Source organism: Moritella viscosa, from assembly GCF_900120065.1.
In the GTDB taxonomy this organism is placed as follows: domain Bacteria; phylum Pseudomonadota; class Gammaproteobacteria; order Enterobacterales; family Moritellaceae; genus Moritella; species Moritella viscosa.
The window spans coordinates 62,405-85,613 of the sequence record NZ_FPLG01000156.1 but is presented as its reverse complement, the minus strand read 5'-3'; the positions used below and the strand labels follow the sequence as shown (position 1 = coordinate 85,613).

The 23,209-nt window shown below is 39.7% G+C and carries 21 protein-coding genes; 9 read left to right on the top strand and 12 right to left on the bottom strand.

The features are described from left to right. Positions 1 to 287: 287 nt before the first annotated feature. The 4 genes from BT797_RS22605 to BT797_RS22590 form a co-directional block, all read right to left on the bottom strand. Positions 288 to 1,652, bottom strand: a complete 1,365-nt coding sequence (locus BT797_RS22605) for a TrkH family potassium uptake protein (protein ID WP_075473611.1) — start codon at positions 1,650 to 1,652, stop codon at positions 288 to 290. 1 nt (position 1,653) lies between these two features. After that, complete coding sequence (locus BT797_RS22600; RefSeq protein ID WP_045109500.1) at positions 1,654 to 2,307, bottom strand: potassium channel family protein; 654 nt, start codon at positions 2,305 to 2,307, stop codon at positions 1,654 to 1,656. Between the two features lie 104 nt (positions 2,308 to 2,411). Then, positions 2,412 to 3,110: a response regulator transcription factor gene (locus BT797_RS22595; protein WP_075473610.1), complete on the bottom strand. Its 699-nt coding sequence runs from the start codon at positions 3,108 to 3,110 to the stop codon at positions 2,412 to 2,414. After that, positions 3,111 to 4,139 carry a sensor histidine kinase gene (locus tag BT797_RS22590; protein WP_045112436.1) on the bottom strand — a complete coding sequence of 343 codons (1,029 nt, stop codon included), beginning with the start codon at positions 4,137 to 4,139 and terminating at the stop codon, positions 3,111 to 3,113. A 229-nt stretch (positions 4,140 to 4,368) separates the two neighbouring features. On the opposite strand from BT797_RS22590, the gene BT797_RS22585 reads away from it, so the two are divergent. Continuing rightward, entirely contained in the window at positions 4,369 to 4,917 is a 549-nt protein-coding gene (locus BT797_RS22585; RefSeq protein WP_075473609.1) for a DUF2975 domain-containing protein, read from the top strand. A gap of 9 nt (positions 4,918 to 4,926) precedes the next feature. After that, a complete protein-coding gene (locus BT797_RS22580) occupies positions 4,927 to 5,163 on the top strand; it encodes a helix-turn-helix domain-containing protein (RefSeq protein ID WP_045109503.1) in 237 nt (78 codons plus the stop codon). Positions 5,164 to 5,278: 115 nt separating this feature from the next. Here BT797_RS22580 and BT797_RS22575 read toward each other — a convergent pair whose 3' ends face one another. Beyond that, positions 5,279 to 5,866: a LysE family translocator gene (locus BT797_RS22575; protein ID WP_045109504.1), complete on the bottom strand. Its 588-nt coding sequence runs from the start codon at positions 5,864 to 5,866 to the stop codon at positions 5,279 to 5,281. Positions 5,867 to 5,975: 109 nt separating this feature from the next. On the opposite strand from BT797_RS22575, the gene BT797_RS22570 reads away from it, so the two are divergent. After that, on the top strand, positions 5,976 to 6,419 hold the full coding sequence (locus BT797_RS22570) for an Lrp/AsnC family transcriptional regulator (RefSeq protein WP_045109505.1): 444 nt from the start codon (positions 5,976 to 5,978) through the stop codon (positions 6,417 to 6,419). On the opposite strand, the gene BT797_RS22565 is transcribed toward BT797_RS22570, so the two are convergent. Beyond that, complete coding sequence (locus tag BT797_RS22565; RefSeq protein ID WP_045109506.1) at positions 6,373 to 6,843, bottom strand: GNAT family N-acetyltransferase; 471 nt, start codon at positions 6,841 to 6,843, stop codon at positions 6,373 to 6,375. The two genes, BT797_RS22570 and BT797_RS22565, sit on opposite strands and share 47 nt — an antisense overlap. 20 nt (positions 6,844 to 6,863) lie before the next feature. Continuing rightward, positions 6,864 to 7,346: a MarR family winged helix-turn-helix transcriptional regulator gene (locus BT797_RS22560; protein ID WP_045109507.1), complete on the bottom strand. Its 483-nt coding sequence runs from the start codon at positions 7,344 to 7,346 to the stop codon at positions 6,864 to 6,866. 126 nt (positions 7,347 to 7,472) lie between these two features. Between BT797_RS22560 and BT797_RS22555 the strand changes: the two genes are divergently transcribed. From BT797_RS22555 to BT797_RS22545, 3 genes are all read left to right on the top strand, one after another. After that, positions 7,473 to 8,381 carry a DMT family transporter gene (locus BT797_RS22555; RefSeq protein ID WP_244534304.1) on the top strand — a complete coding sequence of 303 codons (909 nt, stop codon included), beginning with the start codon at positions 7,473 to 7,475 and terminating at the stop codon, positions 8,379 to 8,381. Position 8,382: 1 nt separating this feature from the next. Further along, complete coding sequence (locus tag BT797_RS22550) at positions 8,383 to 8,976, top strand: NADPH-dependent FMN reductase (protein ID WP_045109509.1); 594 nt, start codon at positions 8,383 to 8,385, stop codon at positions 8,974 to 8,976. 536 nt (positions 8,977 to 9,512) lie between these two features. Continuing rightward, on the top strand, positions 9,513 to 11,423 hold the full coding sequence (locus tag BT797_RS22545; RefSeq protein WP_075473608.1) for a methyl-accepting chemotaxis protein: 1,911 nt from the start codon (positions 9,513 to 9,515) through the stop codon (positions 11,421 to 11,423). A 78-nt stretch (positions 11,424 to 11,501) separates the two neighbouring features. On the opposite strand, the gene BT797_RS22540 is transcribed toward BT797_RS22545, so the two are convergent. After that, on the bottom strand, positions 11,502 to 12,830 hold the full coding sequence (locus BT797_RS22540) for an anaerobic C4-dicarboxylate transporter (RefSeq protein WP_045109511.1): 1,329 nt from the start codon (positions 12,828 to 12,830) through the stop codon (positions 11,502 to 11,504). Between the two features lie 419 nt (positions 12,831 to 13,249). On the opposite strand from BT797_RS22540, the gene BT797_RS22535 reads away from it, so the two are divergent. Together BT797_RS22535 and BT797_RS22530 are read left to right on the top strand one after the other, a co-directional pair. Then, positions 13,250 to 13,699, top strand: a complete 450-nt coding sequence (locus tag BT797_RS22535) for a hypothetical protein (RefSeq protein ID WP_045109512.1) — start codon at positions 13,250 to 13,252, stop codon at positions 13,697 to 13,699. 164 nt (positions 13,700 to 13,863) lie between these two features. Beyond that, entirely contained in the window at positions 13,864 to 14,106 is a 243-nt protein-coding gene (locus tag BT797_RS22530; protein WP_045112437.1) for a hypothetical protein, read from the top strand. 55 nt (positions 14,107 to 14,161) lie between these two features. Here the strand turns inward: BT797_RS22530 and BT797_RS22525 are convergent, their stop codons facing one another. The 4 genes from BT797_RS22525 to BT797_RS22510 all read right to left on the bottom strand — a co-directional run bounded on the left by BT797_RS22525 (position 14,162) and on the right by BT797_RS22510 (position 22,838). Next, positions 14,162 to 16,234, bottom strand: coding sequence for a methyl-accepting chemotaxis protein (locus tag BT797_RS22525; RefSeq protein ID WP_045109513.1), 2,073 nt, complete (start codon positions 16,232 to 16,234; stop codon positions 14,162 to 14,164). Between the two features lie 410 nt (positions 16,235 to 16,644). After that, a complete protein-coding gene (locus BT797_RS22520; RefSeq protein ID WP_045109514.1) occupies positions 16,645 to 19,440 on the bottom strand; it encodes a M16 family metallopeptidase in 2,796 nt (931 codons plus the stop codon). 523 nt (positions 19,441 to 19,963) lie between these two features. Next, entirely contained in the window at positions 19,964 to 20,824 is an 861-nt protein-coding gene (locus BT797_RS22515; protein WP_045109515.1) for a delta-class carbonic anhydrase, read from the bottom strand. Between the two features lie 166 nt (positions 20,825 to 20,990). Further along, positions 20,991 to 22,838, bottom strand: coding sequence for an SgrR family transcriptional regulator (locus BT797_RS22510; RefSeq protein WP_045109516.1), 1,848 nt, complete (start codon positions 22,836 to 22,838; stop codon positions 20,991 to 20,993). A 164-nt stretch (positions 22,839 to 23,002) separates the two neighbouring features. On the opposite strand from BT797_RS22510, the gene BT797_RS24015 reads away from it, so the two are divergent. After that, the gene (locus BT797_RS24015) at positions 23,003 to 23,179 is read left to right on the top strand and encodes a hypothetical protein (RefSeq protein WP_170860836.1); all 177 of its coding nucleotides are present in this window, start codon (positions 23,003 to 23,005) and stop codon (positions 23,177 to 23,179) included. The last annotated feature ends 30 nt before the right edge of the window (positions 23,180 to 23,209 follow it).

The following is a 23,209-nucleotide window of genomic DNA, read 5'->3' as shown; positions in this document are numbered from 1 at the left end:
ATTTCCCACTTTAACTGTTTTGGGTAAATTATTTTGTTATCAAGTGTTTTTAAGTAAATGCCGAATACGTCGAGATATCAACTTTTCAATACCGATGCTAATTAATTTTTTATTAAATAATTCATCAATTATTCATAAACAGTATATATCAGTATTTAACTGAAACTGAGCTATCAATGGCTGAGCGAAATAAAGTTATTGCCGAGATAGGGCTAAGAGTATTTAACTCACTTGATTTGTGGGAATGACGTATCCATAAATCAAGACTTATTTTGTCGTTTAATAATCTAGCCAATCGCAAGTTTAGTTTCTGCGTAGCGCAGTTTTTTTGTTCTTGGACTCGCCAGAAAATAGGCTAGCGTTAATGGTCCTAAACGTCCCATAAACATCATGAAAATGATAATGAATTCACCAGACTCAGAGAGACTGCCCGTTAAACCTCGGGATAAACCGACAGTACCCAGAGCAGAAACAGCTTCAAAAACAATGTCAATCATAGGTGCATTCTCACTGAGTAACAGTGAAAAAATGGCGAACCAAGTGATGCCTACCGATATCATCGTCAGCGCCAGTGCTTTACTCACCGTGTCTTTAGCTATTTCACGTTTAAATACGTAGACTGACTCGTCACGACGCAAGTAACTATATGTTGCCATAATCAGTAGCATAAAAGTGACTACTTTTATGCCGCTGGCGGTACTTGACGACCCCCCACCAATAAACATTAATACTAGCATTATAGCAGTGGTTGCATCTTCAAGCTGGTCAATCGCTAAGGTATTAAAGCCCGCTGTACGAGGGCTGACAGCCTGAAACCAAGATGCTAACCATTTTCCCTGTTCGCTGAGTGGCGCTAAGGTATTTGGGTTATTGTATTCAATCAGATAGATGGTAATAACGGCGACCGCATTGATGAATATTGTTCCTGTAATCATCATCCGGCTATAAACGGTCAAACGTGACCAGCGTCGGTTACGGCGTAGATCTGTCCAGACTGAAAATCCAAGACCGCCGATAATGAGTAGCCCTGTGATCGTCAGGTTAACAACCGGATCTGCGACATAAGGCATTAGACTATCTGCACTCAAGGCAAAACCAGCATTGTTAAATGCGCTGATGGTGTAGAAAAATCCATGAAACAAACTGGTTGTCCAACCCAATTCGCCACTCCAGTATACCGAGAGAATCACCATACCAATGAGTTCTACGAATAACGAAAATACCAATACCGACTTGGCTGTGGATGCTAATGTTGAGGTGTTGGTTTGGTTAAAGGCTTCTCTTGCCACTGTGCATTGCAAAAAACCTATTTTTCCGCCTAGGGCAATCAGTGTGACAATCGCGAACGTCATTAATCCTAGGCCACCACATTGGATCAGTAGCGCAATAATGGTTTGACCAAATGGCGTGAATGCAGTTCCCGTATCGACCACAACTAATCCAGTGACTGTCACTGCTGATGTTGCTGTAAAAAAACTTTGTAACCAAGAAATAGGTTCTAGTGTAGCGATCGGTAATTTCAGTAAACAGGTTCCAAGCAGAATTAAAAGTGCAAAACTACCACTCAAAATTAGCGGTGGTGCGCCAAGTAATTTTTTACCTGCTTTGGGCTTACGTTCAATGGGTGAAATTGAAGGATGCCATAACACCACGCTACACCAACCTTGGAGCTATGCTCTTTAGTTCCGTACGAGTGCCACACAGCAATAGCGTGTCATTCACATGTAATACAAAATCATCATGAATGTGAGTGAAAACCTCCTGTTCTCGATTAACTAAAACCGCACGTACATTACTTCGAGTATTACTAAGCACTTGCGAGATTGGCTTCTCATGCAATGTTGATTTTATATGAATTTCGACTACATAAAATCCATGGCCTATGGATAGATAATTGTTCACCATAGGGTAATTAAGGGCCTGAGCGACACGAACCCCCATTTCTTCTTCTGGGTGAATTATCCGTGACACCCCGAGTTTTGATACTATCGTATGGTGGGCTTTCGTACTTGCTTTAACCCAGATGCCTTTTACGCCAAGATTCTTTAATGCAAGTGTGCAAAGCAGGCTGGACTGCATATCTTTCCCTATTGCAACGAGCACGGCTTCACTGTTTGCGAGGTCTAATTCACTTAGCACACTTTCGTCGGTCGCATCACAGATAACTGCCTGAGTCAGTTCTTCTACGTATTTTTCAACAATTTTCGGGTCTGTGTCGACCCCTGTTACCGTGTGGCCAAGATGAATTAATTCCAAGCTGGCTGAGATGCCAAACCGTCCCAAACCAATAACTGTAAAATGAGCCATAATGACTGCCTTTTCTATTTTCCAAAAGTGATAAGAAGCATCCGCAAGCGCTGCTCGGTATCGTTATGTTAAGTAAATAAAATGAAATGAAATGTGTTCTAGGATCAATGACGTTCGGCATTATCTGAGATTAAGCGGTAGCCCAGTCCTGATTCTGTCTTTATGAGTTGTTGCAAATCGGCACTATCGCTGAGTTTTTTACGCAGCTGGCTCACTAAAATTCGCAGATAATGAGTATCACTGCGATGCGTATGTCCCCAAATGTCCTCAAGTAATTCTGTTTGTTTCACTAGTTTTCCAGGCTGGTTCATTAGCTTTTCAACGAAAGCAAATTCCTTTTTGGTTAAGGCGATCTCTTTACTATCCAGCCAGACTTGATTCGTGCTTTTCTGTAATTGAAGTCGGTCACTGACGAGTATATCTGAGCAAGACGCTTCATCGACCAAATCACGAACAAGCACTTTAATGCGCACGATCAGTTCTTTAATGCCGAATGGTTTGCTCAAGTAATCATTCGCTCCCGCTTCTAATAGGCGTACTTTTTCTGCTTCCTGATCTCTTGCTGTTAGGATAAGCACAGGTGTTTTAACTGTTTGACGAATAGACTGCAAAAATTGAGTACCATCCCCATCAGGTAGTCCCAGATCAAGCACAATAATATGCGGTTGCTCCCGATGGAAAATATCCAGCGCTGATTTAATCGATGTTGCACCAATATAGTCGAAGCCTTCCGCAGCTAATGAGATTCGAATAAAAGTATGGATTTGTGGTTCATCATCGACCACCAATACTTTATAAGTCATTTATTGCTCCTCTTTAGTGATGGGTAAACGTATACGAATGAGACAGCCATGAGTCACGGGTATCGCTTCAACATTACCGTTATGAGCGGTCAGAATCCCCTTAGCGACGGCTAATCCCAGTCCGGTGCCACTATCATTATTTTTGAGCGTATTCTCGCTATAAAACAAGTCAAAAATATGTACAGCTTGATCAATCGTAATACCGTCGCCTTCATCCTGAATATCTAAAATGACGTCATTACCTGCTTGGTAGGCGTTGATATTGACCATGTTGTCTGAAGGGGTGTACCGGAGTGCATTATCTAATACATTAAAGATAGCCTGTTCAATCAAGGAGCTGCTTATCTGCAACGTGGGTAATGGCGTTGCAGCGATGAGCTTGATACGTTGTCGTGATTCTGGAAAGCGATCGATAGTTTGGCTAACGACGTTTAAAATGGAATCGGTACTTTTATTGAACCTAAGCGCGCCATGTTGCAATTTGGTTGCCTGTAGCAGGTTTTCTATGTATTGATGCAGTCGATGGCTTTCTGTTGTTGCGCTATCTAATAACTCTATTTTTTCGCTTTCGCTAAGCTTTTCCATGTATTCTTTTAGGGTCGTTAGCGTACCTATGATAGTCGCTAACGGCGTGCGTAAATCATGTGAAACCGAGAGTAGGATATTGTTTCTAAGCTGAGCTTGTTTTAACTCATTTTTCTGACGTTGATAATGCTCTGCCAATTGACTTGCTGTCAGTGCGACGATGACAAATACCAGAAGATTCACTATATCGTCCATATGAAACATCTGTAATGAATAACGCGGAGTTGTGAATAATAAATTGAAACTCACGGCTTCGAAGATAGCAGCAAAATAAGCAAACTTCGCGTTACACCGTAAGGCCACTACCACCACGGCTAATTGTAAAATAAGCAGTACCGCAATCGTTGCACCGAACAGCAGATCAATGATAATGCTACTTAATAGCGCACTCATTAATATAACGAATGTGAAGAACATGAGGTTAGAACGCCAATACTTGTACATCATACAAACAGGCCATAAAGAATGATTTGTAAATACTTTAGCAAATTAGTGCCAGTGGTTCGCGTAAAGAAAGCGTAAAATTAGTGATTATTTATGATGTAAATCTAATAGTTAAATACGTAAAAAGGTTGTTACTCGGCAATTAGTTATCGTTAATCGATAGCTAATTGTTGAAATGTACTTATCTTTGCCTTAATATCCAGTTATCAATTCAACAGGATTACTAATTATGTCCAAGATTCAAAAGCAAAGCCGTCGTGCACGGATATTTTTTCAAAGCCTTTTTGTGCTAACTCCAATAGCGGTATGTTATTACTGGCTAACGGTTGAAACGTCATATGATTTTCTTACATCATTCGGTATTATTCAGGTCACTCACAACATTGACAGTTACACACAATTACCGCTAACGTTAACAACGCGAATATTAGCCACCATCGCCAGCTTATTTTTATGCAGCATCATTATGTATGCACTTAAGGTACTGATTAATTTATTCCGCAGTTACGAACGTAATGAGATTTTCACACTTGATAATGTGATGAGTTATCAAAAGTTAGGTTATAGTTTATTCTATTGGGTTGGTGCTTCTGTGGTTTACGGTGCATTGATGTCGGTTATCTTGTCGTTTAATAATGCTCCGGGTGATCGCATACTGGCAATTGGATTTGTCGGGGTGGATTTTTTAACATTAGTACTTGGCTTTATTATCTTGATTATTTCATGGGTGATGAAGGAAGGTTATATTCTTGCTGATGAAAATAGCCATACAGTTTAAGGAGGCGAGATGACGATTTGTATTAATTTAGATGTAATGATGGCCAAGCGAAAAATGCGCCTAAAAAATCTGGCGCAAGAAGTTGGCATTACAGAAGCAAACCTCTCGATTTTAAAAAACGGCAAAGCGAAAGCGGTTCGGTTATCGACACTGGATAAACTTTGTGAAGTACTTGAATGCCAGCCTGGTGACATTCTAGAGTTTAAAGTTAATAGTGACCTTAACTGTAATGATAATACGCGTTAATTTTAGAACCTATACTTACGAGATTACCTCTTAATTTATCTTTGTTAACTTGGTTTGTGGGTATTTGGCCTACAAACCAAGAATTCCTTTCCGTTTGTCTCTGTTATGCTTGCTATCAAATCATCGGTACAATTGAAAGTACCAGTAATCCCGCCATGCTGTAGTTAAAAACCTTAATTTTTGCTGGCGCTTGTAAGATCCCCTGCAGTTGTTTTCCGGCTGTTGTCCATAGGCTAACGGAAGGCACGTTTACAAGACCAAATATCAGCGATACCAGTAAGATATCTCGCAGTTCTGCAGAGGCTGCATAAACACTGATAGCGGTTAATGCCATTGTCCATGCTTTCGGGTTAACCCATTGAAAACTGGCGGCTGATAGGAAAGACATTGGTTTGTAGTCAGATGCGTCGTTTGTCATTGGTTTGCTTTTGGCGATCTTAACTGCTAAATACAGCAGATAAAGCATGCTAGCGATGCGTAAACTTTGCTGCATGATAGGGTAAGCGGTGAATAGTTCTATTAAGCCAAAACCAACCAACACAACCATCAAACTAAAGCCAAGTGTAATACCTAGCATATGAGGAATTGTACGTATAAAGCCAACATTAGCCCCAGAGGTCATTAGCATAATATTGTTTGGTCCTGGTGATATGCTTGAAACAATTGAAAAAGTTATTAGTGGTATAAGTTGTTGATATTCCATGTGTATCCATATTTCAGTTTCGATTTGTAGTTGTGTTTTAAGTGAATGCGAGGTAAATTTTGTGTCTATATTTGCTCTTATTAAAGAAAGTTCACAAGGAATGTTCGCTATGGATAGGTTTGACGAAAGAATATTGCGTGAGCTTAAATTGAATGGCAGATTGTCTAATGTTGAGCTTGCAGAAAGGATCGGATTATCGGCTTCTGCGACATTACGTCGTGTGCAAGAACTGGAACGCACTGATATTATTCAGGGCTATCGTGCCATATTCAACGCTAAAAAATTGGGTATCGGTTTTATTGCTTATGTAACGATTAGTTTGTCGAGCCACAGCAATAAATCTCAACGCGGTTTTGAAGAGCAGATCATGGACGTGGAGCAGGTGACTGAGTGCCACAATGTTACTGGTGCCAATGAGTATCTTCTGCGAGTCGAGACTACTGATCTGACCGCTTACAAACGCTTTCATTCTGATGTACTCGGCGAGATCCCACAGGTAAATTCAATCACAACGCTGGTGGTGATGGAAACACCGAAAGATGAACGGACGTAGCGTTTAACTCTAATCCCATTTCTATTAAGCCGTTTGATTCAGTGAGCACTTTGAAGCCAAAACGGCAGTATAGGTTTGATGCCGGATTCTCTGCAAATACGCGAAGCTTAATCCATATATCATTACGCGTATTGGCATACTCAACAATATAGCTTAGGCATTGTTTTCCAATTCCTAAGCCTTGGTATTCAGGTTCAATTTGTACATCTCGGATGTAACAATTTGAATCACCAAAGGATAGGCGTAAGACGCCAACACGTTTAGCGTTAAAATATACCTCTTTATTTTCAAACACGTGCCAATTGGCAGCAAAAAGCGCGGGATCCCATGTTAGGTTTCTTGCCTTATAATATACTTTCATATTTTCTTGAGTTAGTTGTGAAGCATATCCGCTCGATTCCGCTTTCCGAATATCAATGTTCATTAAACTTCCTTTTTAAATTGTTATTGGTCTGCTAACTGTATCTTTCTTAACAAGTTTGCTAACTGCGCTTGCTCTTGGTTGCTAAGTACGCTGAGCATGTTGTCCATGTTAGCAACATGCGCATTCAATGCTGTGTCTACCAACTCAATTCCCTTTTTAGTCAGAGTTACCTTACAGCTGCGTCGGTCTTGCTCGCTGGCAATGCGTTGGACAAATCCATTTTTTACTAAGTGTTCAATACGCATGCTGACCGCCCCAGAGGAGAGCATAAGGGTATGATATAACTCTGTTGGGGTAACCGCTGTATTGCTGCGACGTATGGTGGCTAAAATATCAAACTCGATGCCGCTTAATTCATATTCTTTAAAAACAGGATCTAACTTTTTCTTCCATGCATCATTGGTTTGACGTAATCGCCCGATAATCCCCATTGCAGAGCAATCCAGATCGGGCCTAACTGTTAACCACTGTTCAAGGATTTTATCGACTTTGTCTGATGGCATTTTTATCTCTTAAATAAATATCTTTTCAAAAAGATACTTGATTTAAAGAACTTTTTCCATTACTTTTTAAAAAGTATCTTTTTGAAAAGATACTTTGTGAAATCTTAATAATTACAATGAAGGTGAATGATGAATAGGATTCAGCAAATTAAGACAATAGCATTAACCGCAATTGCGCCCATCGTTTGGGGGAGTACTTATATCGTGACAACAGAAGCGTTACCACCAGAAAGTCCGCTTATTGCTTCAACCATCCGTGCACTTCCCGCAGGGATATTACTAGTGCTAATTAGCCGGACAAAGCCTACTGGGATTTGGTGGTTACGTTTGGCTACGCTCGGTTTTCTGAACATAGGTTTATTTTTCTATTGCTTGTTTTTTGCGGCAACCTACCTACCGGGTGGCATGGCGTCGATGGTCATGTCTAGTCAGCCAGTGATTATTATGATCTTAAGTTGGTACTTACTGGGTGCAAGTTTTTCTTCACAACAAATGCTCGCCTGCGGATTTGGTATTTTTGGAGTGAGCCTGCTGGTGCTAAATAGCTCTGCGGAACTAAATATTGAAGGTGTGTTGATTGCCATTCTTGGCACCATAAGCATGGGGTTAGGTGTCGTACTGACAAAAAAATGGGGACGTCCAACGGGGATGACAATGCTTGGATTTACGGGGTGGCAGCTATTATTTGGCGGTATAATTCTGTTACCTGTTTCACTTTGGTTGGAAGGTGTTCCAACCCAACTGACGCCAACCAACTACTTTGGTTATGGGTATTTAAGCCTTGTTGGTAGCATTTTAGGTTACTTTCTCTGGTTTCGTGGTATCGAAAAACTACCACCCGTGTCGGTTTCTTTTATCGGCTTTTTAAGCTGTGTTTCGGCCTGTTTCCTTGGTTATCTCATCCTAGATCAAACGCTGACTTGGCCTCAATTTATAGGTGCTTCAGCCATTTTGTTTTCAATCGTGCTGGCTGCGCCTCGGCCATCCGCACAAACCAATTACTTAGCACAATTTCAAACTGTAAAACGGAGTTAATATGAAGCTTACTATAGTATCTGGAAGTCAAAGAGCGAATTCTCAAAGCCTGAGTGTTGCCTATTACCTACAAACATTGGCTGACCGCCATTTTGATGAGGTAACTGTTCTCGATTTACATCAACTGGAGCTGCCATTTTGGAATGAGGGAGTATGGCAAGACGATGAGGAGTGGAAACCATGGGAACCTATTTCGCAAACGCTCAAGCAATCGGACGCGTTCATTTTTATTACGCCTGAATGGCATGGAATGGCAACGCCTGCATTAAAAAATTTTTTGATGCTAGCTACTGACGAGGAATTAGCTCACAAGGCCGCGCTGCTGGTGGGCGTTTCTGCAAGTGTTAATGGTGTTTACCCGATTAGTGAATTACGAATGACGGGAAACAAAAACAACCATGTATGTTTTCTGCCTGATCATCTTATATTTCGGCACTGCGATGATGTTCTGATATCTGAGAATGAATGTACTGACCAGAATTTGCATGATCGCAGCGAGTATACGGTAGCGTTGCTTGCCGCTTATGCTAATGCGCTTGCGCCTGTGCACCGCGATATGGTCAATGTGGGGAAACCGTTCCGCTATGGCATGTAGCCTCATATCTCATTTAATAAGGCGTTGACTGTTGCTAGTCAGCGTCTCTTTGCTTAACCATTAAGGAATAAATTAACATCATGCGGGTAAATTACTGCCTCATATACCTGCGGAACAATTCCCCGCACATGCCTTAGCTTGCGAGTTATATAAAGTAGCCAGTACTTCGTCACTTTACTGCGTTACTTAAAGAGGTTGATACAGTCAGAAAATTAAAAAAGTAGACTCTAGAACGCTAGAAGAAGTTTAGTCAGCACTAACCTAAAGTTAACAAAAAGCGCCACCTATTTCTTATTTACAGTGATTTGGTGGCGTTTTTTATTCATGTATCACGAAGAATGGTCGATACCCTACTTTGTGTAATTAATGGATTATTCAGAGCATTCTCGTAATTATGGAATGATAAGTAGAGAGTTAAGGATGTAATTTAGGATATGTAATTAATTTAAAGCATATTCTAATCTTGTTAAATACTGTTGAGGCGTAGATTCTCTCAGCTGTTAATCTCTGATCAATCTAATTGTGGAATAAAAACAATGATAAAAAATTTAGGATTTAAAAGACTCATCATATTATCGGTAGTAATCTTATTGACCGCTATTTTACTTGTTTCAAACATAATTTCTTACAATATAATTAAATCTAAAACCATTGAAGATGTAAACCTGCTGTCGAGTTCAATCGTAAGCTACGAAGCTAACAAAATTGAAGATTGGTTTACAACAAAAACAGATGCGCTTAATGCCATCAGTCAAAAATACAAGTCGAATGGCCTAGGTGATGATTACGTCACAATCGCGCGACTAATGAAGGAAACCAGTGGTTTTGCTAGTGTCTTTTTCGCATTTGATGATGGTGTCACGTATTCTACAGCTCAAAATGCAGACTGGGTTAATGGCGTTGCGATTATAGAACGTTACGATGCGCGTAAACGCCCTTGGTATACCAAAGGTAAGAACACTGCAACGCTAGATGTGACGGATGTTTATAATGCTAGGAGTACCGGTCTTCCAGTTATTTCAGTCGTGCGTAATATCGGTAATGGTGTGCTGTTAGGTAATATTGGTTTAGAAATTCTTGAAGAAACAGTTAAAAATGTTAATTACCCTGGTTCTGCGACAGCTATTATGGATAGCGATGGTAATGCATTAGCATCCAATTCACTTATATTGAAAACGGGGGTTAATTTTTCTGATATCGGCATGAGTGATGTTAAAACCGGCATGCTAAGCGAAAGAGCACATACTACAGCTTATACTTTAGATGGTGTCGATAAGTTAGCCTTTACTCAAGAAATTACACTCGTAAATGGCAAGCGATGGTACTTATTCATTGGTGTTGATAAGTCAGTCGCTTATGCAGAAGTCGATGAAGCGTTAGAGAGTGCTGTTGTGGTCTCTGCTATTATGCTCGCAATTGGCCTATTCTTGACTATTTTCGTATTGAATATTGTTTACCGTCCAATTGTATCATTGAAAGCAGTTGTCATGGATTTATCGAAAGGTAATGGCGATTTAACGCGTCGTTTACCGGTTGAAAGTAACGATGATTTAGGTGATATTTCGGGCGGTATTAATGCCTTCATTAAGAACCTACAAACCTTAATGCTTGAGATCGATAACTCTTCACAGCATATTTCTGAAAGTGTGGGAAAGCTAGAGCAGCAAGCGACAAGCAATAACCAAGTATTAGATGCTCACTCAATTGAAACAGACCAAATTGCAGCAGCAGTAGAAGAAATGAGTGCAACGGCGAATGATGTTGCCAGTAATGCTGAGGAAGCGTCGCAATTTACAGATGCAATGAATAAGCAGGTCAGTACGTCGAAAGTGACGGTTACATCAACCACATCGACAGTCTCTAAGCTGGTTGAAGATGTAGAAAGTTCATCAAAAAGTATCCAAGACATTGAGAAGGATACGCAAGCCATCACTAAAGTACTTAATGTGATTGGTGAGATTGCAGAACAAACAAATCTACTTGCGCTTAACGCGGCAATTGAAGCTGCGCGAGCGGGTGAGCAAGGTCGGGGTTTTGCTGTCGTTGCTGATGAAGTTCGTGCGCTAGCGGCAAGAACACAAGTGAGCACGGCTGAAATCAAAGAGACGCTAGATGCATTAACTGCTGGTTCGAGCTCTGCGATTTTAGCGATGAATATGACACAAACGACTTGCCAACAGGCGGCAGAAAGTACGTATACGGTAGCTGAAGATTTGGATCATATCGCTAAATCTGTAACGAAAATTAATGATTTAAACACGCAAATTGCAACTGCGGCTGAGGAACAAAGTAGTGTCTCTCATGAAGTGACTCGTAACATGACTGCGATCCGTGAAATGGCGCAAGAGCTAGCCATAAACGGTCAATCTACTGCTCAAGAGTCGGTAAATGTTGCAGTCGCTAATGAGCAACTGAAATCAATTGTGGCTCAATTTAAACTGAAATAATCTAGTTCAGATTGACTTCATTGAATAAAAAGCCATTAAGCATTAATGTTTAATGGCTTTTTTATTCACTTAGGGTTTTTAACCTATAACTATTTGACCTAATACATAGCCAACAAAACAAGCTGAAATAACGCCGATTAAGCCCACCGACATAAACGAATGGTTAAAATAGTACTTACCAATTTTCGTTGTGCCTGAATTATCAAAGTTTACCGTGGCAATATCTGATGGGTAGTTAGGAATAAAGAAATAACCATATACTGCAGGCATTAAACCTATCACTAACGCAGGTTCGAGTCCTAGCGCCAAACCGACGGGTAACATCATTCGAGCCGTTGCCGCTTGTGAGTTAACCACAACTGAGACGATAAACAGTGATAATGCAAACGTCCAAGGGTGTAGCGTTACCATATCAACAATACTGGCTTTGAATTGCGGCATCGCGTATTGGAAGTAAGTATCAGACATCCATGCAATACCAAAGATAGCAATTGCTGCGACCATACCTGACTTGAAAACGACGCCATTCGGGACATCGCGCGGTTCGGTTTTGGTTGCGAGTAAAATAACACCACCAAACGCCAGCATCATCATTTGTATTACAACCGACATTTTGATTGGTGCTGCGCCGTCGGTGATAGTCCTAATGTCAGGAAACATAGCGATTACCACGATAGAGACGATCGCACCTAAAAAGATAAGTACTGCATTCCGTGCTTTGGCTGGTAGCGCTTCGTCTAAAGAAGTTGAGGTGGTATTTAAGATTTTTTCACGCCAGATAGGATCTTTTAAGCGTGCTTGGTATTCATCATCATCCTCTAATTCTTTACCTCGATGTAAACTATATAGTGCTAGCATTAATGTACCGAATAAAGTGGAAGGCACTGTGACCATTAAAATTGAAACGAGGGTGATAGAGCTATCTATATCCACTAATTGGGCTAAATAAAACACTACTGCAGCAGAAAGAGGAGAAGCTGTGATTGCGATTTGGGATGCTACTGATGCTGCAGCCATCGGGCGTTCAGGACGAATGCCATTTTTAAGTGCAACATCACCAATGATAGGCATAATTGAATAAACAGCATGCCCTGTACCAAGCAAAAATGTCATTGTATAGGTAACAAAAGGGGCTATGAGTGTTACGCGTTTAGGATTTTTTCTTAAAATACGTTCTGCAATTTGTAGCATATACTTAAGCCCGCCAGCGGCTTCAAGGACCGATGCACAGGTGACAACAGCTAAGATAATCAGCATAACCGTTACGGGAGGCGACGTTGGTGGCATTTTGAAGATAAATACTTCAACCACCAACCCTATCCCTGATACAACCCCTAAACCTATTCCACCAAATCGGGAACCAATATAGAGAATGATCAATAAAAACAGAAATTCAAAATACAGCATAACACCACCTTTAGTATAACTTTGTGGGTGGTATTTTATCGTGTAACGAATAACGCTAAATTGAGCTATTTCGCATATTGAATAGAAGATAAAGACTATTTAATGGTGATTTGATATGGAATAATATTTTGATAAGTAATGTAATTACCACACAATAATGTGAGCAGTAATCAAATTAGCTGGCATAGCAGCACACCATCAAGCGGCAGGATTTATCGAAGGTTAGAGCTGAGTTAGCTGGAAACCTTGATTGGTGATGCTGGTGGGATTATTATAGGATGGTTAGCGATTACTTAATCAACCGCTAGCAGAGCAGACTACATTTATAGACATAGTATAAAAACAGTATAGAAAGGTTATAATTGCGTAGTTACAACGAACTGTGTCATGACAGCGTTGCACATAATTAGGAAATTGACATGTTTTTGCTAAATAATATACATAATAAAAATTACAAAAAATGCTATCCACAAGAATCAGATGTTATATTTGATATCTCGGAAAAGCAACTAGGGAATGTTAAAAATGCAGCCTGGAAAGAACTTCGAGAAGGAAGTATCGTTTGTGTAGTCACAAGCACAAGAAAGGTAAGTACTTTTTGTAAGGTGACTGCAATTAAAGGCCTTGGAGATAATGACCCTGATTGTGGCGAAACATTTATTTTATTCGGCGTTGTAATCGCAAAACTAACGCCTGAAAGTAATATGGGGTTACTGCTTAGTAAGTTTAGTGTGAAGCATCAGTATCTTAGCAATAATAAATTTAGCATTGGCTCTAATGTTGCTGAACTGGGCTCAGTGTTAGACTCCCTACAAGTCAAAACCAGACGCGGTATTAAAAGCGTTGGTGAGCTCAAAGTAAACGCATAATAAATGTGTCAAGTTTGACGTTCGTACAAGGGCGTTACTTGACCTAAGTCTCTAATCTATCATCATATGCTACCCATGTTGATATACATTGCGTTAGATCATTGCGCCCATTCTTGGTTAGCAGAACAATAGCTGTATTGGCAATCTGATCAATGATGGATGATATGACAGATAAAAAGCTTATCCGTATTCTGCAAGCCTTTATTGCTATTGGTATCTCGCTCATCTTATTGGGCCATTATCTATTATCGTACACGGATTTTACTGAGCGGTATGGCGTGATGGGCATTATGATTTGTGCGGGCTGTATTGCTTTGGGGTTTGCTTGCTCGTTACCCACAAAAATGTATCTGACCTTTGTGCTTGTTAAACGTGAAAATGAACAAACAATAAAGGCGAGACAATAATGAGATTATCTCCCCCAAATATGCACTCGCCTTTATTATTCTTAAATAAACTGTATTAATTTAACTTAAAACGAGCAACTAACGCAGCAAGTGTATCGTTTTCATCGGTAAGGCTCTGCACACTTATCTTTGTTTCTTGACCGTTTTTACTTAACACTTGCACCATTTCTTGGATGGTATGCATATTACGTGTTATTTCTTCAGTCACAGAGCTCTGCTCTTCAGACGCTGTTGCAATTTGCGTGCTTAAATCATTAATTTCAACGATCGACCCAGTCATACTATCTAGGCTCTCTGTTACTAATGATGTGTTTTCTGCCACTTTTTGACAACTCTCTGTTGTATTATTCATTGAGGTGACGGCAGAGTCGGCTCGAACAGTCAGACTTTGTAACATATCATTAATTTTAGCTGTACTATCTTGGGTTAAGGCCGCTAAAGAACGTACTTCATCTGCAACAACGGCAAAACCACGTCCTTGCTCACCAGCTCTTGCGGCTTCAATTGCAGCATTCAATGCTAACAAATTCGTTTGGTCCGCAATGCCCCCAATGACTTCTAATACCGTTGTAATATTTTTCGTACTTTCATTCATCGCATGGATACTTTTTGCCGTATCATCCATCTCAGTTACTAAGGACATCACGCTATTTGATGCCTCGATAACCGTTACTTTGGATGCTTGTGCGTCATCATTGGCAACTTGTGTACTCGTTGCTGTTTGAAGTGCATTTTGGGCAACAATGTCTGCGGTTGAACTCATTTCGGTAATAGCTGTTACTGCTAATTCTGTTTCTGCACTGTGATTATCCAGCGCTTGTGTATTACGCTCAGACTGTGAATGAATATCATGAATACCACGTGTAATATTTTTTGACGCGCCGGAAATCTCTAACATCATTGATTGTAAGTAACCAATAAAATTATTCACCGAATGGCTAATATCGGCGACCTCATCATTCCCCTTAATTACTAATCTCGAGGTCAGATCTGCTTCACCGGTCGATAAATTATCAATACTTAATTTCAGCACGAGTAATTCACGAATAATACGGTTGATAATCCAAAGTGAAAGTGCAATAGCAAGAATGAAAAGTACAGTCGCGAATTTGAAGCTCTTTATAATTTCAGTATCGAAAATATCAGCTGTTGCTGTCGTTAAACTATCTTCAATTGTTAATATTTCACTCTCATAAGTACCAGTACCTAGTGACCAGCCCCAATCAGGGAAGATGTTACGTACATACAGGATCTTATTTTCTACTTTATTCGTTTCTTCATTTTTAAATGCCGCAGATATAAAAATCTCAGACTTATTTTGAAGACTGCTTGCTGCATTACGGGTAAAATCCGCAGTCGTACCGATTAACTTCGCGTCTGGGTGCATAAGGATTTTACCGTTTGCATCTTGAATCCAAAAGTAGCCATCTTTACCATACTGAGTAAGACTGACCGCATTCAATGCCATATCAATTTTGCTTTGTTTTAATCGGCTAGTATATTCACCTGTCGCAACAACAAGGTTTAGCGGCTCAAAATAGAAAGATGCCGACATTTTTTCTTCAACTTTCTCTGATGCAGGGTTTAGAAAGTAATATTGGCTATAACCCACAGTTGATCTCTTAGCACTATTGATAATATCTCGAGCGTAGTAATTGCCTTTTTTATCTTGTGAATTATAGCTCGACGTTCCAATAATCCGATGGTTTGCACCATTTGCCATGTTTTCAAATGAATCCGCATCATAAGCAAAAATGTAACGTCCACCATTCCAACGATAGTTATCTATAAATGCGTAGATATTTGCTTTTGCATCTTCGTCCGATGGGGAGTCTGTATACATACCAGCAATTGTTTTTTTGAATGTTAAGATCTCAGTGCGGAGTTCCTGCCTAATATTATTGGCGGAAGACGATTCATATAAATTGGCTAAAGAGAGGCTAAGGTTGTCGGTTTGACCCTGTAAGTTATTTTTTATTAAGCTCTCGACTTTCGTACGAATGTTAACTTTCTCTGCCTCTAGTACTGTCTTTTCTGTCATGAAAATACTGGTAATAAAGAATCCATTAACAAGTAATAGCATTATGCAAATTGTAAGCGTTAATTTTATTTTGATTGTTATTTTCATTAGACTCAATTTCGGAAAGGAGTGATTTAATATAAATCACTGAGATTACTGAAAAATAACATATAATCCACATTTTTCAATATCTTTATTAAACTTTAACGAGATAGATTTTAACAGTATGTCTCACTGATTTTTTCATCAATAACAATTAAACAACTAAATTAGTTATACATATCAACATGAAAGCAGACGTTAAGTTTTAAAATGCGTATCCAAAATGCGCAATTTGAATGTAATAAATCGATATTTAATATTGTGCTGAATATTTGTTCATTTATATTTATATCTTATTTTTCATTGAGCTTGTAGGTATTGAACGCGGGAAACTTATGGGTAGTCAGTTCAAACAGAAATACACCACCAGTGGTAGATTTACCAAAGATGGTGTGCTGATTTATCAGAATCGATTGTTATTGTTGTTGCGGTCTGTTAGTCAGTCGAAGGGTTTTACTTGGGTCCAGATAGACGCGAATAAATTGGTTCATGTCTGCAACCGAAATACTGTTAAATATCGCAGGTGCATTTTCTGTTGAGCCTAATGCATAATTAAACAAATGGTCACGGTGTAACAGCCATTGTTTACTTGGTGATTCAGTGAGTGAATAAGCCAGATCTTGCGCTATTATTTTCTTGTTTTCGTCCAGTTGTGCTTGTGTGATGCCGTTAGTCAGTAAGTCATCAATGATGTCATCAACAACCTGTTGAGTTGTTTCGATATCTTCAACTTTAGTCATTAACTCAATCATTACTTCGGTAAATGCAAGGCCTGCAGCTTGGTCGCGAACCCTGACTGAAGGAGAGTAAGTTAATGATAATTGTTCTCTGACGATCTTAGTCAGTGTTTGGCTAATCATAGCCTGCATTAATTCGGCCTGATAAACTGCTTTAATACTTTGGTTTGGAGTATCGGTGACAGTATAAAACAGTACCTGGCCATTATTTTGCGGGTTCGTTGTTTCATTCAGTTCAGTTGCCTTGGCGATTAACGATTGGGTAGGGTGGTTAAATGTATTGTTTTTACCCTTAGGTAGCGTCGCAACATATTGTAGTATAAGCGGTTTTAACTGCGCAGTATCAAAGTCACCGACGATAGTTAGTTTATAGCCGTTAGCGTTATTAAACAGTGTTTGATAAAGATCTTCAATATCAGTCTGTTGTACAGCGGCTAATTCCTGCACCGAAATTTGTTCCTGCTGAGGATTATGAGGGAATAGAATTTCGCCTGCTTTTATCCATGTTTTGGTTTCTGGTAACGCGAGGGTATTTTGTTGGTCTTCAATGGTGCTTTTCTTCTCTAGGGAAAATTGATGAGCATTTACTGTCGCGCTGGTCACGCTACTGTATAGCATTGAGAACAGCAGCTCCAAGCTCTCTGGCTCATTAATCGAGTACATATTGAAACCATGACTGTTGGCATTAATAATGGGCATTATGTCGATACGTTCTTGGTTAAATTTTTGCTGTATTGTTTGCGCTGATAATCCTTCTAAACCGCTATTTAAATAACTATTAATTAACAGGTAACTCGCAGCGCGCTGTTGCTTGGTAAATGCACTGATACCGCCGGGGGCTGTGAATTTAATATGCACTGAGTTTTTAATGCTGTTATCTGGCTGTAAAACAACACTCACACCATTACTTAATTGCCACTGGGTTAACTGTTGTTCAGCATCAAAACGTTCACTGCTAATCTGACTTTTTCCAACACTATTTTTAACGATTGGTAAGGTTAATGTTTCAATGTTAATGGCAATATTGTCAACCGATCGATTAATGACATTGGCAAACATTTTATCTGCCGCTAACAAATCAGGCTTGTCTGCTTGATAAGGCGTAGCGAAGGTCATTTTACGTGGGCTGTTAATAAGCACATTGGCGAGCTGATTAAGTTCTTCAAGACTTACTGTACTCAGTAATAACAGATAAGCCTGCTGCTCAATATCCAGTGTGAATTCAATATTTCCGGTTGACCAAGCAGCCATCGTCCCTTCAGCTAATTGCATCGCGTCTTGATTGATATAGCGATTGTTGAGCTGAGCTTGATCTGATTTTATCTGTGCTAGTTGTAGGTCAAATTCAGCTTGACTAAAACCGTGTTGCTGGATACGTGCTAGTTCTTGAGCAATAAATTTAACGGCCTGTTGGTTTTCATTTTTTTGATGATTCACCGTGATGTTCTTAACCGCTTTATCTCCTAATAATGGATCATGGAAAATACCAACATAACTAAAGGGTTCTTCACGTTGGCCGTTGGCTGCATTTAAACGGTAATTGAATAGCATACTTAACATATCGAGCTTGAGTGCTTGACTGAGATCTAGGCTGTTGGTAATTTTCAATTCAGGGACTTCGAAGAGCAGGTCCGTTTGTGAAAAATTAATCACTTTGCTGCTATAAGTCTGAGTCTTTGTGTTCAATGCGGGGGCGGTTAATACCTGTTGCTTGTTGTCGTGTGATGATTTATCGATTGTGGCAAACAATTCTGTGATTAATTGAGCCGTATTCTTACTATCCACATTACCCGTTATTAGCAATCTTGCATTATTTGGACGATACCAATCTTTGTAAAAAGCGTTAACAGAGGCAACAGTACTATTTTTAATGCTATCAATAGTACCGATTGGTAAGCGATTTTCGTATTCACTGTCTTTGATATAGTCACTAAACAATGCATAACTATAAGATTGTTCTTGTTGTGTGCTTAGGTGATATTCGTTTTCGACAATGCCTTTCTCTTTATCTAATTCACCTTGTTCTAATGTTATATCAGTTAAAATATCGCGGAAATACAACAGCACATCAGCGAGTAACTGAGGGTTAGATTTAGGGATAGACAGTGTGTAAACGGTTTTTTCAAACGAGGTATAGGCATTAATATCATTACCCACGATTAGTCCTGATTTTTCAAACAGCTCATCAATTTTTAGTTTGGGGAAGTGTTTCGTGCCATTAAAGGCCATGTGCTCAAGTAAATGCGCATAGCCTGATTGTGCATCTGTTTCACTTAACGACCCAGAGTTTATCATTAAGCGTAACTCAATTTTATTTGAACTTTCTTGCTTAGAATGAATGGCATAAAAGAAACCATTATCAAACGTATCACTGCTCACTGTCGCAATTGCGTCAGTTTGGTGGGGGTTACTGGCACAGCTAGACAGCGCAAATAGGGCAAAAGAAATCAGTAATAATTTTCTAAAGAACGTCATGGTCAAAATAACTCGTCAATAATTTAGGGTAACAGAGGTACATACAGCCTTAGGCTTGTTATGGACTTGGAGCGTTGCAACGGTAAAATTGCTAGATGAAAACCGTAGATGATAGAAATACTATGATATACATTTGAATTATAAACATTTTTATAGTTGCGAAGTTATCTTATAAGAACAGGCAGTGAAGCAGTATAAAATAGTGTATTTTCCCCTCAACAGTGTGACTTACGTTTAACAATTACAATTAGTTACAAATAAGCATAACTTAAGTGGTACTTTTAATACTGGCATATTTTTCAGGCCAAACATTCTGTATCTCAGGCAAACCCAGGCATTTATAGTACGCCTTTAAGCCTCCTTGGAAATCAAGCGTCTGCCTGTGGTGAAACATAGGTGTCATTATACTTTTTGGATGGTTTTAAGGTTGTATGAATTTTTATTTTGTAATCAATTCACCAAAGCCATCGCTTAATATTTCTAGACTAAAAAGAATAGGGCGATGACTTAAGTTGAACTGAGGTTAGCGATCTGACAACAGGTCAGGATTATTCACTAAGTTTCTCACTCCATGTGCATAGTGTTCGTCAAAAATATTGTTTTTTAGCCACTTACCTACGCTATTTATGCTCACCTTCATTACTTGTGGACGTACGCTCCAACTCACTTGAAAAGGAGAGCCTATTTCGTTATAACTAGGTCCAGTTGTTGAACCAGCATACTGTACTGGAATACCCGTATGACTTGGAATATTGACTGCTTGATTAACACCATTGGTCATACCTAGCTTAGTTAACTTAATAAAATTGGTCGCTTTTGGATCGTTAACAAGTACGTAAACTTGCGTTTCGACTCTAAGTTGTGGGTTTTTATTTGTATCACTGAAACATGAGCTTAAAGTTGGACCAGGGCTCACCTGAGCAGTTGAATAGACATAGTGAGCTTCAATTGTATCGCCAGGGTATAAACTACCGTGCTGACTTGCACCGACTTCATATTTAAGTGGAGATAATTCTTGTTGGGTTAATATACCTGAGTATTTATAACCGCTTTGATAGCCTTGACCGTCTCCGTTACCTGCATATTGAGTAAATTCCCCGCCTTTATGCTCTGCATTTTTATGAACATGGATATTACAGAGGTTCATTTTTGTGTATTCAGGCGCTTGTGAAAATACTTGTTTGTTTCGGCCTTTTATTAAATCTATATCACGTGGAGACTGGGGGCCGAAGCCTTTCCCCTGAGTATTTGCAGCCAGAGTAGTCCTTTGTTCTTGTATCTGTTTATCTGATATATGATAAATAATACTTTGATCAGAACCTGCATTGGCAAAAAATGGAGCTAATGAAGCTATGGTATATAATACTAATATCTTGTTATTCATGTTTATCCTTTTACTAATAAAAAGTTAAAATATACAAAAATAATTTGTCTGCATAACGAAGAGTATTAATATATATCTCAAAGAGGTTTTAAGATATCGGACAAGCTTGAATACTCAGTTCTAAAGCTATGCGTCAGCACCATTATACCTTGATATGATTCTGGTGCTAAATATTAGTGTATTCCTCAGACCAAACATTATGTATTTCAGGCCAACCCCAGACATTTATCGACACACCTTTGAGCACCCCTTGAAAATATAAGGTCTGCCTGTGATGCAGCATGGGTATCATCCAGTGCTCAGTAATCATTGCCGTGCTAATCGATTCCAACTCGGTAAGATAATGGGTTAATGGTTGTTGTTGGCGGATGTTGATTAATTTAGTTTGCAACCAGTCTCTGGCGTCAACAGAAAGACTGTGATTTAGAACCGCATTCGATAACATCCAGTGGAATACCGACGTTGGCAGGTTGTCGTCTAAATCCAAACTTATCAATATAAGGTCTTCCATTAGTGTATTGGCACTGGCCTTTTGCAGTAACTCCTCAAAGGAATAGACGTTAATTTCGCATTCAAATCCCGCTTGTTCAAGTAACACCGTCATCGCCTGTGCACATTCCTTTAAGGTATGGTGCTCGAATATTGCGATCGTCAGTTTGCTTGGCAAAGGCTGCGCTGTTGTGCCTGTCGACGTTATTTTTAACCAATTGGAAAGCAGATTGTATGCTGGAATGGCTTCAATCGGGTTGGTTGACTTACTTAATTCTGCCATTAATTTATCAGCCGCAAGCAGTTGGCTAAGGTATTTACGCTGTAATAATGAAAGCTGAGTTTTATTGTTTATCATCGCCAGCAGGCAGCCATATTCTATTCTGCTTTTTTGATCGCTTTCAATGGCCTGATCATTACTTGAAGTCCCCTGTTGAAGACTGCCGATTTCTTGCTCAGGGCTATTTTCCTGTTCAAGACTGTTAATGTCTCGCTCAAGGCTGCTAATTGCATAATTTGAACGGATCTGACTGGTTTTATGTACCACGTTTGCCTGTATTTCCCTGATACACGAAGGACTGATTTGTGGTGACGCTACTTGCCAAATAGTGACGGTATCGGTAAGTGCGCGATGGCCATAATAGTTGTCGTATGCCTGCAATCGCAAATACTGTTGTGTGTGTTCCTGTACCTTAAATGCACCACTACCGACGATAGCCGTGGTCGCGTTAAGCTGAGAGTAAGGTTGAATTGAGTACTTAACATCAGCAACGAGTCCTGCAAACCCAGGGTCTGGTTGATCTAATTGAAAATCGATACAGAGCGGGTTTATCGCTGATATATGGATGACATGTGCCAGTTCAGTTTTGTATGTCGCTAATCGTTTTAGGCGATTAAATAATTCCGCTATCTTATCGGCATTAATGGTACTGCCGTCATGAAAGGTAAGCGCTGGGCGCAGATAGAATCGCCAGCGCTGTAACTCTGCGTTGTAAACCCAGTGGTGGGCTAGTTGGGGGCTGATAACACCGTTCTTATCGCACTGTACTAGGCAGCAATAAACCTGGCGTAACAAGAAACGTTCGCTGTTTCTTAATGCTATATGCGGAAGTAGGGCTGAAAAAGAGCGCGCGTAAGTCAGTTGAATGTGTAATCGACCTTCACGTTGTACCGCGCCAGAGGTGTTTTGCAGCAATAGCCCAAATAACAGTTGATCATGGTCGATAAGCGCCAGTGCTTTCTCGTATTTACCTACGGCGATCATCTGCTGCGCTAGTTCTGCCTTCAGCTCATCGACAGCATAAATGAGATAGAGCCGAGAACGTTGGTTACGGCCTGCTTTTGGTGTCCATTCTAACCAGCGTAAATCACGCATCTCGTTTAATAAGGTGCGGCAATGTCGGGAACTGGTAAACGTTACTTCAGCCACTTCATGCAGGGTGATCGCTATTTCTTGCTTAACACCTAACTTACTTAACCGAGAGAAATACAGCATTTTCTTATCATTGTTCAAAACAGGCACCATATCGTCATCTTGACTTCCTTGTTTAGTGAGGAAATCGGGTAAAAAAGACATTATAGGTAAGATTACGACTTTAACCGGAAGTAAACAATATAATTCAATCTCTTTTTTACTTCCCTTTATTGGGTGATACTTACCTCAGTGCTTAAACAAACAGAGGAATTAACATGCTAGAGATAATCAAGAAAATATTACTAAATACATCAAGTAATGCACTTACTGAGTATTATCAGTCTCGGTTGAAAACAAGTAACAGTGCCGTTGAAGTAGAAGCGATTCTTAGTATTGAGTCGTTAATGACATTTAGTGAGGAAGAAGATCAGCAACGTGACGGGGTTAAATGAGAATCGAACATGTGGCAATTTGGTGCTAAG

What these genes read in the sequence shown, in the direction of transcription:
- BT797_RS22600 (WP_045109500.1), bottom strand. Translation starts at nt 2,307, where the DNA reads ATGGCTCATTTTACAGTTATTGGTTTGGGACGGTTTGGCATCTCAGCC.
- BT797_RS22595 (WP_075473610.1), bottom strand. Translation starts at nt 3,110, where the DNA reads ATGACTTATAAAGTATTGGTGGTCGATGATGAACCACAAATCCATACT.
- BT797_RS22590 (WP_045112436.1), bottom strand. Translation starts at nt 4,139, where the DNA reads ATGTACAAGTATTGGCGTTCTAACCTCATGTTCTTCACATTCGTTATA.
- BT797_RS22585 (WP_075473609.1), top strand. Translation starts at nt 4,369, where the DNA reads ATGTCCAAGATTCAAAAGCAAAGCCGTCGTGCACGGATATTTTTTCAA.
- BT797_RS22580 (WP_045109503.1), top strand. Translation starts at nt 4,927, where the DNA reads ATGACGATTTGTATTAATTTAGATGTAATGATGGCCAAGCGAAAAATG.
- BT797_RS22575 (WP_045109504.1), bottom strand. Translation starts at nt 5,866, where the DNA reads ATGGAATATCAACAACTTATACCACTAATAACTTTTTCAATTGTTTCA.
- BT797_RS22570 (WP_045109505.1), top strand. Translation starts at nt 5,976, where the DNA reads ATGGATAGGTTTGACGAAAGAATATTGCGTGAGCTTAAATTGAATGGC.
- BT797_RS22565 (WP_045109506.1), bottom strand. Translation starts at nt 6,843, where the DNA reads ATGAACATTGATATTCGGAAAGCGGAATCGAGCGGATATGCTTCACAA.
- BT797_RS22560 (WP_045109507.1), bottom strand. Translation starts at nt 7,346, where the DNA reads ATGCCATCAGACAAAGTCGATAAAATCCTTGAACAGTGGTTAACAGTT.
- BT797_RS22555 (WP_244534304.1), top strand. Translation starts at nt 7,473, where the DNA reads ATGATGAATAGGATTCAGCAAATTAAGACAATAGCATTAACCGCAATT.
- BT797_RS22550 (WP_045109509.1), top strand. Translation starts at nt 8,383, where the DNA reads ATGAAGCTTACTATAGTATCTGGAAGTCAAAGAGCGAATTCTCAAAGC.
- BT797_RS22545 (WP_075473608.1), top strand. Translation starts at nt 9,513, where the DNA reads ATGATAAAAAATTTAGGATTTAAAAGACTCATCATATTATCGGTAGTA.
- BT797_RS22540 (WP_045109511.1), bottom strand. Translation starts at nt 12,830, where the DNA reads ATGCTGTATTTTGAATTTCTGTTTTTATTGATCATTCTCTATATTGGT.
- BT797_RS22535 (WP_045109512.1), top strand. Translation starts at nt 13,250, where the DNA reads ATGTTTTTGCTAAATAATATACATAATAAAAATTACAAAAAATGCTAT.
- BT797_RS22530 (WP_045112437.1), top strand. Translation starts at nt 13,864, where the DNA reads ATGACAGATAAAAAGCTTATCCGTATTCTGCAAGCCTTTATTGCTATT.
- BT797_RS22525 (WP_045109513.1), bottom strand. Translation starts at nt 16,234, where the DNA reads ATGAAAATAACAATCAAAATAAAATTAACGCTTACAATTTGCATAATG.
- BT797_RS22520 (WP_045109514.1), bottom strand. Translation starts at nt 19,440, where the DNA reads ATGACGTTCTTTAGAAAATTATTACTGATTTCTTTTGCCCTATTTGCG.
- BT797_RS22515 (WP_045109515.1), bottom strand. Translation starts at nt 20,824, where the DNA reads ATGAATAACAAGATATTAGTATTATATACCATAGCTTCATTAGCTCCA.
- BT797_RS22510 (WP_045109516.1), bottom strand. Translation starts at nt 22,838, where the DNA reads ATGGTGCCTGTTTTGAACAATGATAAGAAAATGCTGTATTTCTCTCGG.
- BT797_RS24015 (WP_170860836.1), top strand. Translation starts at nt 23,003, where the DNA reads ATGCTAGAGATAATCAAGAAAATATTACTAAATACATCAAGTAATGCA.